Source organism: Nocardia sp. NPDC004415, assembly GCF_053602435.1.
This window is the reverse complement of sequence record NZ_JBSGDP010000011.1, coordinates 83,236-96,780: the sequence shown is the minus strand read 5'-3', so window position 1 is coordinate 96,780 and position 13,545 is coordinate 83,236. Positions and strand designations below refer to the sequence as shown.

Here is a 13,545-nt window from a genome sequence, read left to right as displayed (position 1 = left end):
GTCCTGAGGTCATGCCTCGTGTCACCTTCGGTTCGGATTGATATTGTCAGTTTTGTTGATAAGTAACGAATTTGGAGCCAAAGTGCCGATAGTCAGGCCATGGAGGGTTTGGTCGATCACGTTCGCGCTCACCGCAGCGAGCGCGGATAGCGCGTCGCGCAGCTCCAGTAGCTGCCGAAACGCCGCGCCGTAGCGGCCCTGCTCCGCCGGCGGCAGTCGAGGAATGCGGCAGCGCCGCAGATCGTCGCGGCTGAGGACGCCGATTGTATTGGACGTGGGCAGGGTATTGGCGTCGGCCTGAAGGAACGTCGCGACGAAGTGCGGGTCCATCCGAGCCAGGTCGACCTCGATGACTTGGGACAGACCCACCTCGTCCGATCGGTCCCCGGTGGCGACGATCGGCGGTCGACCGAGGGTGCGGATGAGCACGTCACCGGCACGCGGGGTGGTTTCCCTGGTACGGATGGTGAGCGCGCCGATCCGTTCCAATTCGGCGATGGTCACCGTGGAGTGTCGCGGTGGAGAGGCGTCAGCGGCGAATCGGGGCAGGCCCTGCCCAACCTTCGCGTAGAGGGCCTGTAGATGCTCGGTCACTTTGTCGATTTCCGCGGCGTCGACTCGGGCCACGACATGGCGCGACGGAAGCAGATTCGTATCGCCGTCGAGCAACTCCACCCGCGCGACCGACCGGGAAATTTCCGGTGCGGCGTCGGTGCGGAGCTGCTGCCACGCCGCGTTCTGGTACGGCACATCGCGCAGGTCGGCGACCCCGGACAGGTTGACCATGCGTACCGGGGCGTAGTCGGGCGTGCCGTAGGAGCGGCGAAGCACCCAGAGACAGAGCTCGGCGTCCGGCACGGGTCCCATGCCCTTCGGTAGCGCGATCACCTCACGCAATACACCGGAGCGGACCAGGGCGGCGCGAATGTGCTGACCCGAGGCTTGGAAGCAGACCCGGGCGGAAACGGCGACAACGGCGACACCATGCGGACGCAGGTAGGCATAGGACTGCTGCACCCAGGCCAGCTCGCTGTCGCGACCGGTGGGCGCGCCGAACTCCCAGCTCGTCCCGGCGTCCGCCCGCTCGGATGCCAGTGTCGGCGGGTCGAGAGGCGGGACGCAGACCGCTCCGGCGGCCACGCCGAGCGGGCTGAGACCGACCGCGTGGACCCGATTGCCGAACCTGTCGGCGACAGCCGCCAACAAGGGGCCCGAACCGGGCGCCGGGTCGATGACGACGGGTACGTCGACGTCTCCGGCGTTCACGGGTTGTGCCGCGGCTGTCGCGCGCGGTAGCAGTGACGCGATGACCCTGGCCAAAAGTTGTTCCGGGGACAGCCGGGTGGTCTCGATGGTCTCAGGTTCCGGGGCATCGAGGAGGTGGGTGCCGGTGTCGGTACGACCGGCTGTCGCGAGCTGCTCGGCCTTCCCCGTCGCGGTCAGCCATGCCTCGACTTCGGTGCGCGAGAACGTCGGGCTTGCCGAGGTTCCGCCGTTCGGCTGCGGGAAGTCGGGGTAGCGCTTGCGCCAGTTCGACACCGCGGCACGGCCGACGCCGGCCAGCCGCGCGATGGCGGCCGCTGTCAATGCGTCGGGTTCGTCGAAGCTCATGTCGACGACCGTACACATCCAGCTTCGTGTACACAAGTTAGTCGCGCCAACTTGAGTAGATGTGTTGACATGCGTTGTCAACGTTCACACGATCCGTTACTGTCGCCGTATCGGGTCGCCACCGAGCGAGGAGGATCACCATGAGCGGACATCGCACCCACAGTCGCTGTCGTCGGTACCGGCCGCGCTTGGCGGCGGTTCGACGCGAGCTGACTTGGCACACCGGCCGGGATCTGGCCGATCTGCCGCCGCTGGTTCGCGTCGCTCGATGTGGATCAGGGAAGTTGAAGTACTTCAGCTGCGCCGATGCCGACCTCGCGCTCGCCGGGATCGACACCACCGATCCCCGACGGCGCGAGCAGCGGGTGTACCTCTGCCCGCTATGCCAGGGCTGGCACCTCACCAGTCAAGCCGAACGGTGACCAACGGTGAGCACGGAACAGTCAGTCCAAGAACATCTTTCGCCCCGATCCACTCCTGATCGAGAAACCCGCTCATCAGCGGCCCGGCCCCCTTTGTGGTGCCGCCGCCCAGTCATGTCCTCCTAGGAGCACCATGCACACCAACGCGCACTTCACCGACAACAACACCGCACTGACCATCAGCAGCCTCACCCTGCGCGACCGCGATGTCGTACGGGAAGCGCAGCGCTGGACCGCAGGGCGCCGCGGCCCGATCGTGGACGACGGCGAAATCCTGGCCGCCGCGGATCTGTCCGCGTTCATCACCGAGGTGATCAAATGCGGTGCTGTCGCGTTCGCCGCGACCGGCCAGGCCACCGAAGCCAAGGAGCTCGACCGGATGGTCGCCGAAGTCGGCCGCAAAGCCGCCGAATCGGCGCACCGGGCCGCCGAGCTGACCGGTCAGGCGGCCAAGGACGCATCGGCGGCGATGACCGAGACAGTCGACTCGGCCAAGAAGGCCCTCATCGACGCCGACGCCACCTACCGCAAGGAAATGCAGGCCACGGTCGCCGCCGCGACCACTCACATCACCGACCAGGTCAATCGCCTCTTCAGCGGAACCGACCCGGAGTTGGTCGCGCGCTTGCAGCCGGTCCTCGCGCGGTTCAGCGCCGACCTGACCAGCAAGGCCATCGCCAGCACACAGGAACTGATCGCGACCGCTACCAAACAGTTCGACCTCAACGATCCGACCTCGCCGATCGCCAAACACACCGCGGCCCTCGACATGCGTCAGCTCGCCATGAGTGACCTGCTGATGGCCAACCATGCCGACCTCACCAAGCGGCTCGAGGAGGTGACCGCCGCGTTGAAGGTGCGTGACGCGCGGGCCGCGGTGATTCAGCTGACCCCGCGCAAAGGCGACACCTTCGCCGACGGCGTGCACGGGTTCCTCGCGCCGATCGCGGCCGGGCTCGGCGACGAGTACTACGACACGGGTGCGATCGTCGGGGTGTTGCCGCGTTGCAAGAAGGGCGACGGGCTGTTGACCACCGCCGACGGCGCGCGCGTGGTGATCGAGATGACCGACTCCGACCGTAAAGGTTGGACCGACTATCTCGACGAGGCCGAACGCAACCGGCAGGCAGCAGCCTCGCTCGGCATCGTCCGCACGCCCGAGCAGAACGGCCGCGAAACCCTGCGGGTGCTCGGACCGCGTCGGTTCGTGCTGGCCTTCGATCCCGAGACCGATGATCCCGACCTGCTGCGCACCTGCTTGTTGTTGCTGCGGACCGCCAGTCTGATGGTCGCCGCGCGCGGCGGTGATGAGCAGTTGGCCACAGCGAAGGAAAAGGTCGAGGCGGCGCTGGCCAAGCTGGAGAAGCTCACCCTCACCAAGAAGTCGGCCGACGCGATCCGCCGCGAGGCCACCAAGATCGACAAGACGGTGACCGACTTCGTCACCGATGTCGAACTCGTTCTCGCCGAGGCGATTACCGCACTCGCGATCGGTACGAGCGCTGCCTTGACCGTTGCCACGACCGATGTCGCCTGATCCCGATCCCTATCCATTCAGGAGTCCACGATGACCGAGCCGTATCAGCCCGAGAAGTTGCCCGCCTACCCCGATTGCCCGGCCCCGCTCGACTCGCATCACACACCGACGCCGCTTGACCCGCACCACGCGCCAGTTCCGGGTGTCACGGAGTTCGGCGTGCCGGTGCCGCGGCCCCCTGTCCAGCCCCACGCGGACCCGCGCTACCTGCACCCTGTTCCGCCTGCGGCCGGGTACGTCCGGCCCGTGTATCCCACGCAGCAGATGTATCATGCTGTGCCGCAGCATGTTCCGGTGGTGAACGTTACCCAGAACAACATGGGTGGCGGGTTCGTGGCGATGCGGCGGGGGCCCAGCCACGGCCTGCACCTGCTGCTCACGATCATCAGTTGTGGGTTGTGGGCGCCGGTGTGGATCCTGGTCGTCGTCCTCGACGCGATGAACAGGAAATGAGTCAGGTGTGGTGCCGATGCGATGCTGTCGGCCCATTGCTGTACAACAGGTGCGGGAGCGCGAGCATGCTCGCCGTGATCGAGAGGGGTGAGGCGTGAACGACGTGGATCGCAACATCGATGGCGTTGCCAAGACGGTCTCGGAGGTGTTGGAGAAGAAGAAGTACTCCATCGATTACTACCAGCGCGAATACAAGTGGGAGGGAAAGCAACTCGCTGAGCTGGTCTCCGATCTCACTGGGAAGTTCCTCGCGCTGTACGGACCAGACCACGCCCGCCGAGATGTCGGTAAGTACCCCGGCTACTTCCTTGGCTCGATCATCATCTCCCAGAAGGGAAGTCAGCCCTTCGTCGTCGATGGTCAGCAGCGCCTCACCAGCCTCACTCTGTTCCTGACCTATCTACGACGGCTCCAAGCCGATGGTGACGAGGTGGTCAGCGTCGATGAGCTCATCTACTCGGAGAAGTTCGGCGAGAAATCCTTCAACCTTGACGTTCCCGATCGCAACGATTGCATGAAGGCGCTGTTCGATTGCGGAGAGTACGAGCCACCAGCCGACGCACCCGAATCGGTGCACACCTTGGTCGCTCGTTACGCCGAACTCGACGGGTTGTTCCCGGACGAGCTGCGGGACAACGCGCTTCCCTATTTCATCGACTGGCTCAAGGACCGAGTCCAGCTCGTGCAGATCACCGCCTACAGCGACGATGATGCTTACGCGATCTTCGAGACCATGAACGACCGGGGTCTCAAGCTCACCCCAGCGGACATGCTCAAGGGCTATCTGCTGGCGAATGTGGCCGACGGCGCGCCGCGCACCAAGGCCAACGAGCTGTGGCGCGAACGACTGCGCATTCTGGACGAGCGAGGCGAGGTCGCCAGCTCCGACTTCCTCAAGACGTGGCTGCGCAGCCAGTACTCCACCAAGATCCGCGAACGTAAGAAGGGCGCCAGGCCCGAGGACTGGGACCGGATCGGCACGGAATTCCACCGCTGGCTTCGTGGTGCGCACACCCAGGTCGGACTCACCTCGCAGGCGGCGTTCTACGAATTCATCGTGCGTGATCTTGACTTCTACAGCCGCCAGTACGGACGCATCCTCGAGGCGACCAACGGGCCATTTCAGCCCGACAGCCCGCTCCGGTTCATCCGCTACAACGCTGACCTGGGGTTCACCCTGCAAAACCAGCTGCTTCTCGCCCCGCTCGTTGTCGGCGATCCTGCGGATGTGGTCGACCTGAAATTGGAACTGGTGGGCCGATTCACCGATATTCTGCTCGCCCGTCGCATCTGGAACTTCCGATCGACGGCCTACTCGACGATGCAGTACGCGATGTTCACCGTGATGCGTGAGATCCGAGGCAAAGCCCCGCTCGAGCTAGCGACACTGCTGCGCGACTACCTACTCAAGATCGACGAGTCCTTCGATTTCGACGGCCTCTACGTGCATCAACAGAACCGAGGCCAGTTGCACAAACTCCTGGCTCGACTCACCGATTTCATCACCGTTGGCTCCGGGCAGGCATCGAACTACCTCGAGTCGACCAACGGCACGAAGGTGAAATACGAGGTCGAGCACATTTGGGCGGACCACGCGCACCGCTACACCGACGAGTTCGCGCACGCCGCCGATTTCGGTCGCCACCGCAACCGGGTCGGTGGACTGCTGTTGCTGCCCAAGCAGTTCAACGCCAGCTACAACGACGACCCGTATGAGGCGAAACTGCCGCACTACTACAGGCAGAACCTCCTTGCCGCAAGCCTGCACCCGATGGCCTACGAGAAGAATCCCGGTTTCCTTGCCTTCATCAAGAAGACGGGCCTGCCGTTCAAGCCCTACGAGGAGTTCAAGGCAGCTGACCTGGTCGAACGTGGCGAGCTGTACAACGCCATCGCCAAGCAGGTCTGGAATCCGGAAGATCTGCTCGACGTCGCACGGGGTCGTGTTCACTCTTGACGGGACGCTGAATTACGCGAAGGCCGATGGCGCTGAACCCCTTGCCCGAGTATGAAGGCTTGTCGGACCGCATGGCGCAACGCCGGGACCGGCGCGCCGCAGTGAGCGGGTTGGGTACTCGCCGCGCCGTGGTTCGCACATGTTGTTCGTCGAATCCGTAGCCCGCCGCGCGGACGGCCCGCTGGTACTGCCCGAACGTCGGCGCGGGGTCGTCGCGAAGTACCCTTGGCGGAGAGATCGACCGTGTCGAGGTCAGGGCGATTTTCCAGCGAGTCGCGGCCAGGAACCGTGCTGGCCGGTCGTCTGCCGACGCATCGAAGCTGAGACGAGCCGACCAGCCGCGACAGCGCGGGTCCAGCGACCGGCCACGATCGCGGCAGGTCGTCGGAGCAGCGGATCGTTGCCCTTCCTGTGACGTGGTGCCGGACAAACTCAGCGGTGCGTGCCGCTGCGGTTGACACTTCCCGCCGACGATCTGCCATCGATCGCCGCTCGGCTCTGCTCAGTCGGTCAGGGTGCATACCCACAGGTAGTCGCGGGCTCGGCTGGCGGCTACCAGGTGTTGGCGGGTGCGGAGGGCTTCGGCGTCGCGGGCGGGGCGGGTGGGGGGTGGGGGTGTGAGGAGGAGGAAGACGGCGGTGAAGTCCATGCCCTTGGCGCGGTGGACGGTGCCGACCTTGATGTCGCTGGGTTGGGTGCCGTCGTAGTGTTCCAGGGGCATGGCGCGGAGCCCGGCTTTGCGCAGGGCGGTGAGGTAGCGGTCGATGTCGCTTCTGGTGGAGACGATGACGGCGATGTCCGCGTCGGCGGCCAGGTTCGCGTCGCGGATGGCCTGGGGGAGGGCGGTGAGTGATTCGCGGCGGGTGAGGCGGGCTTCGACGACGTCACCGTCGGGCAGCGTGGGGGTGCTGTCGCGGATGACGGCGCCGGTGCCGCCGTCGAGGTCGTCGACGGAGTCGGGGGTTTCGATGCGCTGGACATAGGACAGGACCGCGGCGCGGTTGCGGTAGTTGGTGCGCAGGATGCGGCCGCGGCCGCCGGGGACCGGGATGCCCGCCTCGGCCAGGGTGCAGCCACCGACGTAGACGCGCTGTTGGCTGTCGCCGACCAGGAGAAGCTGGGAATCCTCGCGGGCGCCGGCGATTTCGTAGACGAGCTGGAGTTGCCGGAGGGTGAAGTCCTGGACCTCGTCGACGACGACCAGTCCGAAGCTGTCTTCGTCGCTGAGGGGGCGGGCGCGCAGTTCGTCGACGGCGAGGGCGATCAGATCGTTGAAGTCGTGTGCGCCGCGCGCTGTGAGACCTCGCTGGTACGGCTGAAACCAGTCGTACCAGACGGTCTTTCGGATGTCGTTTCTGAGAGTGATGCCCTCGCGTCCACTGCGCTGCACACTGAGGTATTCGTCCAGGCTCGCGATCCCACGGCCCTTGATGATGCGGTCGATTTCATCGTGCCAGTACCCGAAGTCGGTGCCGTCGACGGCGGTGAGGGTACCGCGGATTCGGCGCTACGCATCGGCGAGTGCGGCGTTGACGGCCGCCTCGTCGACATTGAACGGCACGTCTCGGTCTTTGAGGAACCGGAGCGTCCAGGCATGCAGGCCGGTGAAGACCGCGCGGTCGACAGCCCGGGGCGCCAGACGGGCGAAGCCGCGTTCGTGGAATGTGGGAAGTGTCTTGACGAAGGTGGTGAACATCAGGCGGCCGGGATTGCGTTTGGCCCAGTGCGCCATACGGTGCAAGGCGACTACGGATTTGCCGGTGCCGGCCGGGCCACTGATGCGGGCCGGACCGTTGAAGTTCGCCTGAACCAGGCTGAGCTGAGCGGGATCGAGAAAGGTCATCCAGTCGCTGAACGGGCGGGACAGCGCGGCGGCACGTTCGGACTCGTTGAGGTCGGTCGCGGTGAAAAGTTCCGCAGCAGTGTCGGTTTCGACGGCGAGTTCGAGACGCAGGTGGGTATAGCGGTCGATGCCGGTGGACGCGAGTTGGGCAGCGCGTGCGGGCTTGTACTGCCGGTCGCGTCGGGTGAGGGTGTCGAGGAAGCCGGGTTCGTCGACGATGTGGACACGGCCGTCGGATTCGGCGCGGAATCGGCCGGGCAGCACGACGACGATTTCGGCCATGTGTGGGACGAACCGGAAGTCGCCGACGGCGAGACAGGTGAGGGGTTCTTCGGCGTGCTTGCGCAGCTCGCCGAATTCGGAAGTGTCGGGCGCGGTGGCGGCGAAGACGATCGCGAACACTCCCGTCGGGCCGATCGCGAAAGCAGTGGGCCTGCCCGGCCGGAACGGGGTGGTGCGGACCAGCAGATGCCAGCCTTCGGCGGCGAGAACTCCCGTGAGCACCCGTCGTTCCGGCGAGCTCAGGTGGGTCTGTTCGGCTAGCGCCTGCTCGGCCGCGCGCAGGCGCCGCTCACGTCGGATATTGGCCATGGTTTCCCCCTCGAACCTGGTCGGTGGTCGCCACCTGAAGCTTGCTGGCAACGCTAATCCGTTGCTGGACAATATAGTTGAAGGGCGCGACGGGTTCGCGGCGTTCGGCCGATGTGGCCTCAGGTGGGGTCTGTGGTCGGCTCGTTGATCGAAGCGTTGCCGCGGCGGGTCAGCCAGACCGCGCAGACAGCACACAGGCCCGTGGCGATCAGGCCGGGCACGATCATGTCGGGGCGGGCGAGCGCGAGTTGTTGTGAGGTATCGGTAAGCATCAGTTCGGCTCGCCCACGGGCCACGCCGGACCAGGGGATGTACTCGCCTTCCAGCCAGTCGCCGTAGCGCGGGATCGAGGTGGCGTCGGTCGCTGTGGGGAGTTGTGCGGTGGTGAGTGCTGCCACGGTGGGCAGGACCGACCAGCCTGCCAGGAGTGCGGGTCGCATGGGCAAGCATGAGGTGCCGGTCGCGGCCACCGCGAAGAGCAGCAGTGCGCCCGCGAGCAATCGCACCCAGTTCGTCTCGGAGACGAACGACAGGGTTGCGATCAGGCCGGCGGCCGCGCACAAGCCGACGGCGAGGGCCGGGCTGCTGACCCGTAGGCCGTAGAGGGCGCCGCCGATCAACGCCACGGCACCGACAAACAGGGTGACTGTCGAAGGAGTGCGGTCGAACCCTGGAAGCGCGACCAGGATGGCAGCCGCCGCCATTGCCGCGGCGAGCGAGTTCGCCTGGTCGGGAGGCAGAATTCGCTGGGCTGCCGCGAATGTGCCCAGGATCAGGACGATCGCCGCCGCGGGCAGCCACTCGGACTCCGACCAGAATCGCACGACGAGTCCCGCCGCGATCGCCAGTGTGGCGCCGAAAGCGACTGGGGTGATGGATGGTTCGCTGTCGATCCGGTCGGCGCGCGACAACCACAGGGCTGCCAGCAGTGCGAGGAGCGCCAGGCCGGCCACGATGAATTGCCACGGCTGTTCGGCGACCACGGTCGATGACGGGAAGTCTCCGTAGAGATATCGGCTGGGGTCGAGGAGGGTGTCGAGCTGGAATCCGAGAACGCCGCCTGCGATCACACCGCCGAAGAACCACCGCTGGGCGGTCGGGAGGGTGACGGCGGGGACGATGAGCAGGCCGAGGCCGATGCCCAGGGCGAGCGGCAGTTCGTTCCATTCCTGGGGTGCGGGTAGCGCGTGGAGGGCGCCGACAACAGCCAGGCCGGCGAGGCCGGTAGCGAAGGCGGCCGCACAGCTGAAGCGGCCCCAAGCCAGCAACCAGGCCGCGGTCATGCCGACCAGGGCGGCGATGACCGCGGTGGTGGCCGCGGGTGTGCCGAAAAGCTGTTCGCTCGCCGTGGTGGTCCATCCGGTTCCTACGGTGCGGTGGACGCTGTATCCCAAGATGGCGCCGCTCAGTAGGCCGCAGGCGGAGATCGCGACCGATCGGCAGTTCATCTGATGCACCTCGGCTCCGTTCCATCTGTTGCCGCGCCCAACCGCTGGACCGCTGACGACAACCCCACTGCTGTCGCTTTCGGCAACTCTTTCGTTACCTCTGCCTGCTCGTGGGCGGTCGCGGCGTGGGCTTTGAGAGGAGGTCGCTATCAGTCGAGGTCGGAGTTGTCTGACGGGGCGCGTACGCTGCCCGGCATGGGATCACGGTGCGTGATTGTCGTCAAAGATGTTGGTGCGGAGGAAATCTACTATTCCCACTGGAGTGGGGAGGCGATGCACCTCGACCTTCTGGCGGGGCCTGACGCCGCCGTTCGTTTCGCGGCCGCGCAGCGGCGGGAGCAACGGTGGGTGGCCGATCTGGTCGCGGCGGCGGTGATCGACGTGGGTCGGCGCGTGCTGCTGTGGTACTCGAGGTCGTTCGGTGAGACAGCGGCGATGTATGCGGTGCTGGAGGCTATGCGAGAAACCTGGGCCGGCTGGACCGTGCACTGGGCTCAGGGCGCGGACGGCGAGCTGATTCGCTATTGCGAGGGCTGCCGGCCGATGTGCTCCGTCTTCATCGTGGAGAACGATCGGCCACGCGTCTACGCGTCGCCATTGCCGGTCCGTGCGTTGATAGCAGCCGGACCGGCGGTACTCGAACAGATCCCCGGGTGGCCGTGCTCCGACAAACCGGAGGCGATGCCGAGGCACGGCCTGCTGCTCGCCCCGGCCGACCGGGTCGGTGCGCACTGGGCCTTCGACGGGAGCGCCGACGATATCGACGTTGCGCCGGCGGGGTGGGGCGAGTGGAACTGGGAAGACTGGCGGCAGCGGCTGGAGGCCGAGGCGGGATTGGAGCGGCCGGCGCCGTCGCGGATGGCGGTGGCCCTCACGGAACTGTCGGAGGCGTTCGACAAACATCAGGTTCTGGACACCGGCACCGAACTCGCGGCGGTGCTGCTGAACGCGACCGGCTGGATCGAACAGGCGTTGCGGTCTGTCGGCGGGGAGGCGGTGCGGGTGGAGGACAACTCGTTCACGCATCGGCCGGTGGAGCTGACCGAAGGTGAGGTGCTTCGTACCAGGGTGGCGATCCGATCCGCTCGTTCACGGTTCGAGGGGGGATCGTGGGCGTTCGATGGTTCGCGCGGCCGGGTGCAGGAGACGTGATCCGCGACACGTTCGTGTTGCCGATTCGGCGCTCGAGCGGGCCGGATGATCGCGGGCGGGGGTTCGATCGATTCGCGTACCCGGGCGGTGGGCTGTCAGGATCGCCTCGCAGTGTGGGCGAGGTGGCTGTGCGCCGAGTCGATCGCCAGGCGCCCGCTCGAGTTCGGATGTGGTTGGAAAGGAACGCCGGGGTTGACGACGGACGCGCGGGCTGAGGTGGAGAAGTTCCTGCTCGGGGATCGGTTCGCCTGTCTGGCGGGGCGGTCGGCGTGGCGGCAGGGTGGGATCGCGCATCGGCATTACGACGTGATGGGTGGGGTGGAGTCGGCTCGGCGGATGGCGGGGGATCTGGCGGAGTTCGTCGATGGGGCGGATTGGGGGGCTCGGAAGTTCACGAGTTTCGTGGCGACCTTCGAGGAGCCTCGGGGGGTCGACGAGCTGCGGTTCGAGGAGTTGTTGTGGGAGCACTTGCAGCTGCTGCACGAGGTGGACGCGGAGCGGTATGGGTGGGCGGCGGGGTGTTCTTCGGATCCGCAGTCGGGGGAGTTTCGGTACAGCGTGGCGGGGCATCCGTTCTTCGTGATCGGGTTGCACGAGACGCATCGGCGGTTCGGGCGGCGGCCGCCGTTTCCGATGTTGGCGTTCAATTCGCATGAGCAGTTCGCGCGGATCAAGGCCGAGGGGATGTGGGATCGGCTGGCGGACAAGATCCGGAAACAGGACATCGGGTTGCAGGGGGATATCAATCCGAATCTGATGGAGTACGAACAGTTGTCGGAGGCTCGGCGGTATTCGGGGCGGCCCAAGCCCGCTGATTGGCAGTGCCCGTTCAGTGCGCGTCCTGCCGCGGGGGAACGGGAGATGGCGGGCGTTCAGCGACCCTGATTTTCCGGTAAGCGGTGTCGCGGTTGCGCCACGGGACCGGTTTTCCGGCCGATAGCCTGTGCTCGTGAACGGAGAGGCCCCATTCGGGGATCGGGAGCCGCGGGCGCACCTCGAGGGGCGTGCCAGTCTGGGCGTCGAAGCAGAGTCGTCAGGACGAGTCGTACTCACGTCGGGTGCAGTCTTCGACCAATCTCGGTGTCTGGCGGCGTGAGACCGAGCTGAGTCGTACAGGCACACGTGTCCGTAACCGCACGGTGAAACTCGTGGTGGCCGGTGGGTTTCTGATCGCCGGATTGGTCGGCGCGGTGGGGGTGTACATCGTCTCGAATCACGGTGCGGGTGGGGACCAGGCCGGCATCGCGGTGCCGGCGTCCGCTGCGGGCCTGTCCGCCGAGCCGAGCACGACGGTTCCATCGACGACGGCGTTGGCGAGAAGTGTCCCGACCACCCAGGCGGCATCCTCGTTGGTGCCGACTTCGGCGCTCGCACAGTACTGTTCGGCTGGCATAGTGTGCTGGTGGGATTCTCCTGATTTCAAGAACATCCTGCATTCGATACCGCACGGCGAGGTCGGACCGGTTGCGCCGGGGAACTGTCTCGCATTGGGCGTCGCCACGCTGGGGCCGCGTAACGCGTCATCGATTTCGAACGCGACCACGGTGTCGCAAACGCTCTGGGAGAATTCTGACTGCACGGGCGAGTCGATGGCTGTCTCGCCTGGACAACAGTTGGCGAAGGTTCCGATGTTCGTCTCCGGGATGAGTGGCTGACGGTCTTCGCGCCGGACCTGCTCGGGACACTAGAGTTCGGCGGTGCCCGCGACGCTGCTGTTCTGCTCCGATCCGTTGAATCCCCGGCAGGTCGACGACCATTTCGCCGCCCAGTCCGAGGCGGTGTCGGCGGCGGGCGGGACGGTCGCGTTGCTGGATCACGAGGCGCTCGTTGCCGGGGATCCGGTCGCGGTGGTTGGCGGGGGAACCGGGAGAGGTGCCGGGCGAGTCAGTGCTGGCGGAGGTGGCCGGGTCGCTCGGTGCGGGGGCGGGGATCGTCAAGGACTATGTGAAGTCGCGCAAGCACGAATGGGACAGTGCTTGTTACGTGCCCGATCTGCGCGATACTCCCGCGCTACGGCGCATCGTCGAGCGGTTCGTCGAGCTTCAAGGCGAGTCCTTGGCCGGTGGGGTGGTGGCGCGGGCGGTGTCGGCTCTGGGGTGCCGCTTCGTGACGACCGACCTCGCCCGTCGGCGGACGGCGAGTGGCGGGTGATCGAAGTCGGGGACGGGCAGGTCAGTGATCTGCCGTCGTCGGTCGACGTGATGGGTCTGATCGCGCCGCTGATCGCGAGGTGATGACGCGGCCGGTTCGAGGGGGTTATCCGCCCGCTACGGCGGGGATGATCATCAGCTCGGAGTTCGTGGTCAGGGGTGTGTCGGGGCCGGCTAGGGTGCGGCATTCGTCGCCGTCGATGTAGAAGTTGACGTAGCGGCGGAGGGTGCCTCTTTCGTCACGGAGGCGGCGTTCGAGGGCGGGGGAGGTGGCGCGCAGGGCATCGAGGGCCTGGCCGAGGGTGGGGGCGTCGATGGTGAGTTCGTGGGCGCCGTCGGCGTAGGGGCGCAGGGCGGAGGGGAGGATGACGCGGGCCATGG

General features: G+C 66.3%; 14 protein-coding genes. 9 read left to right on the top strand and 5 right to left on the bottom strand.

Annotation, left to right across the window (positions count from 1 at the left end):
- Positions 1-21: 21 nt before the first annotated feature.
- Positions 22-1,611, bottom strand: coding sequence for an N-6 DNA methylase (locus tag ACWEMY_RS08105; protein WP_452389392.1), 1,590 nt, complete (start codon positions 1,609-1,611; stop codon positions 22-24).
- A gap of 140 nt (positions 1,612-1,751) precedes the next feature.
- Between ACWEMY_RS08105 and ACWEMY_RS08100 the strand changes: the two genes are divergently transcribed.
- The 4 genes from ACWEMY_RS08100 (at position 1,752) to ACWEMY_RS08085 (ending at position 5,980) form a co-directional block, all read left to right on the top strand.
- Complete coding sequence (locus tag ACWEMY_RS08100) at positions 1,752-2,033, top strand: hypothetical protein (protein ID WP_452389391.1); 282 nt, start codon at positions 1,752-1,754, stop codon at positions 2,031-2,033.
- Between the two features lie 133 nt (positions 2,034-2,166).
- The gene (locus ACWEMY_RS08095; RefSeq protein ID WP_452389390.1) at positions 2,167-3,570 is read left to right on the top strand and encodes a Fis family transcriptional regulator; all 1,404 of its coding nucleotides are present in this window, start codon (positions 2,167-2,169) and stop codon (positions 3,568-3,570) included.
- Positions 3,571-3,600: 30 nt separating this feature from the next.
- Positions 3,601-4,023 carry a hypothetical protein gene (locus ACWEMY_RS08090; protein WP_452389389.1) on the top strand — a complete coding sequence of 141 codons (423 nt, stop codon included), beginning with the start codon at positions 3,601-3,603 and terminating at the stop codon, positions 4,021-4,023.
- Between the two features lie 94 nt (positions 4,024-4,117).
- Positions 4,118-5,980 carry a DUF262 domain-containing protein gene (locus ACWEMY_RS08085; RefSeq protein ID WP_452389388.1) on the top strand — a complete coding sequence of 621 codons (1,863 nt, stop codon included), beginning with the start codon at positions 4,118-4,120 and terminating at the stop codon, positions 5,978-5,980.
- 502 nt (positions 5,981-6,482) lie between these two features.
- Here the strand turns inward: ACWEMY_RS08085 and ACWEMY_RS08080 are convergent.
- The 3 genes from ACWEMY_RS08080 to ACWEMY_RS08070 form a co-directional block, all read right to left on the bottom strand.
- The gene (locus tag ACWEMY_RS08080) at positions 6,483-7,370 is read right to left on the bottom strand and encodes a UvrD-helicase domain-containing protein (RefSeq protein ID WP_452389387.1); all 888 of its coding nucleotides are present in this window, start codon (positions 7,368-7,370) and stop codon (positions 6,483-6,485) included.
- Positions 7,371-7,487: 117 nt separating this feature from the next.
- A complete protein-coding gene (locus ACWEMY_RS08075) occupies positions 7,488-8,414 on the bottom strand; it encodes a hypothetical protein (protein WP_452389386.1) in 927 nt (308 codons plus the stop codon).
- A 119-nt stretch (positions 8,415-8,533) separates the two neighbouring features.
- Complete coding sequence (locus ACWEMY_RS08070; RefSeq protein WP_452389385.1) at positions 8,534-9,862, bottom strand: hypothetical protein; 1,329 nt, start codon at positions 9,860-9,862, stop codon at positions 8,534-8,536.
- Between the two features lie 210 nt (positions 9,863-10,072).
- Between ACWEMY_RS08070 and ACWEMY_RS08065 the strand changes: the two genes are divergently transcribed.
- The 5 genes from ACWEMY_RS08065 (at position 10,073) to ACWEMY_RS08045 (ending at position 13,248) form a co-directional block, all read left to right on the top strand.
- Positions 10,073-11,014 carry a hypothetical protein gene (locus ACWEMY_RS08065; protein WP_452389384.1) on the top strand — a complete coding sequence of 314 codons (942 nt, stop codon included), beginning with the start codon at positions 10,073-10,075 and terminating at the stop codon, positions 11,012-11,014.
- Between the two features lie 192 nt (positions 11,015-11,206).
- On the top strand, positions 11,207-11,899 hold the full coding sequence (gntA, locus tag ACWEMY_RS08060) for a guanitoxin biosynthesis heme-dependent pre-guanitoxin N-hydroxylase GntA (protein WP_375937435.1): 693 nt from the start codon (positions 11,207-11,209) through the stop codon (positions 11,897-11,899).
- 173 nt (positions 11,900-12,072) lie between these two features.
- Positions 12,073-12,669, top strand: coding sequence for a hypothetical protein (locus tag ACWEMY_RS08055; RefSeq protein WP_452389383.1), 597 nt, complete (start codon positions 12,073-12,075; stop codon positions 12,667-12,669).
- A 217-nt stretch (positions 12,670-12,886) separates the two neighbouring features.
- Positions 12,887-13,165 (top strand): ATP-grasp domain-containing protein, encoded by a 279-nt coding sequence (locus ACWEMY_RS08050; RefSeq protein WP_452389382.1) that lies wholly within the window; start codon positions 12,887-12,889, stop codon positions 13,163-13,165.
- Complete coding sequence (locus ACWEMY_RS08045; protein ID WP_452389381.1) at positions 13,111-13,248, top strand: ATP-grasp domain-containing protein; 138 nt, start codon at positions 13,111-13,113, stop codon at positions 13,246-13,248. Before ACWEMY_RS08050 ends, ACWEMY_RS08045 begins: the two co-directional genes overlap by 55 nt.
- Positions 13,249-13,270: 22 nt before the next feature.
- Here ACWEMY_RS08045 and ACWEMY_RS08040 read toward each other — a convergent pair whose 3' ends face one another.
- On the bottom strand, positions 13,271-13,543 hold the full coding sequence (locus ACWEMY_RS08040; protein WP_452389380.1) for a MoaD/ThiS family protein: 273 nt from the start codon (positions 13,541-13,543) through the stop codon (positions 13,271-13,273).
- Positions 13,544-13,545 lie beyond the last annotated feature (2 nt).

Excerpts from the sequence above, each read along its gene's own strand:
- ACWEMY_RS08105 (WP_452389392.1), bottom strand. The coding sequence starts at position 1,611 with ATGAGCTTCGACGAACCCGACGCATTGACAGCGGCCGCCATCGCGCGG.
- ACWEMY_RS08075 (WP_452389386.1), bottom strand. The coding sequence starts at position 8,414 with ATGGCCAATATCCGACGTGAGCGGCGCCTGCGCGCGGCCGAGCAGGCG.
- ACWEMY_RS08040 (WP_452389380.1), bottom strand. The coding sequence starts at position 13,543 with ATGGCCCGCGTCATCCTCCCCTCCGCCCTGCGCCCCTACGCCGACGGC.
- ACWEMY_RS08100 (WP_452389391.1), top strand. The coding sequence starts at position 1,752 with ATGAGCGGACATCGCACCCACAGTCGCTGTCGTCGGTACCGGCCGCGC.
- ACWEMY_RS08095 (WP_452389390.1), top strand. The coding sequence starts at position 2,167 with ATGCACACCAACGCGCACTTCACCGACAACAACACCGCACTGACCATC.
- ACWEMY_RS08070 (WP_452389385.1), bottom strand. The coding sequence starts at position 9,862 with ATGAACTGCCGATCGGTCGCGATCTCCGCCTGCGGCCTACTGAGCGGC.
- ACWEMY_RS08090 (WP_452389389.1), top strand. The coding sequence starts at position 3,601 with ATGACCGAGCCGTATCAGCCCGAGAAGTTGCCCGCCTACCCCGATTGC.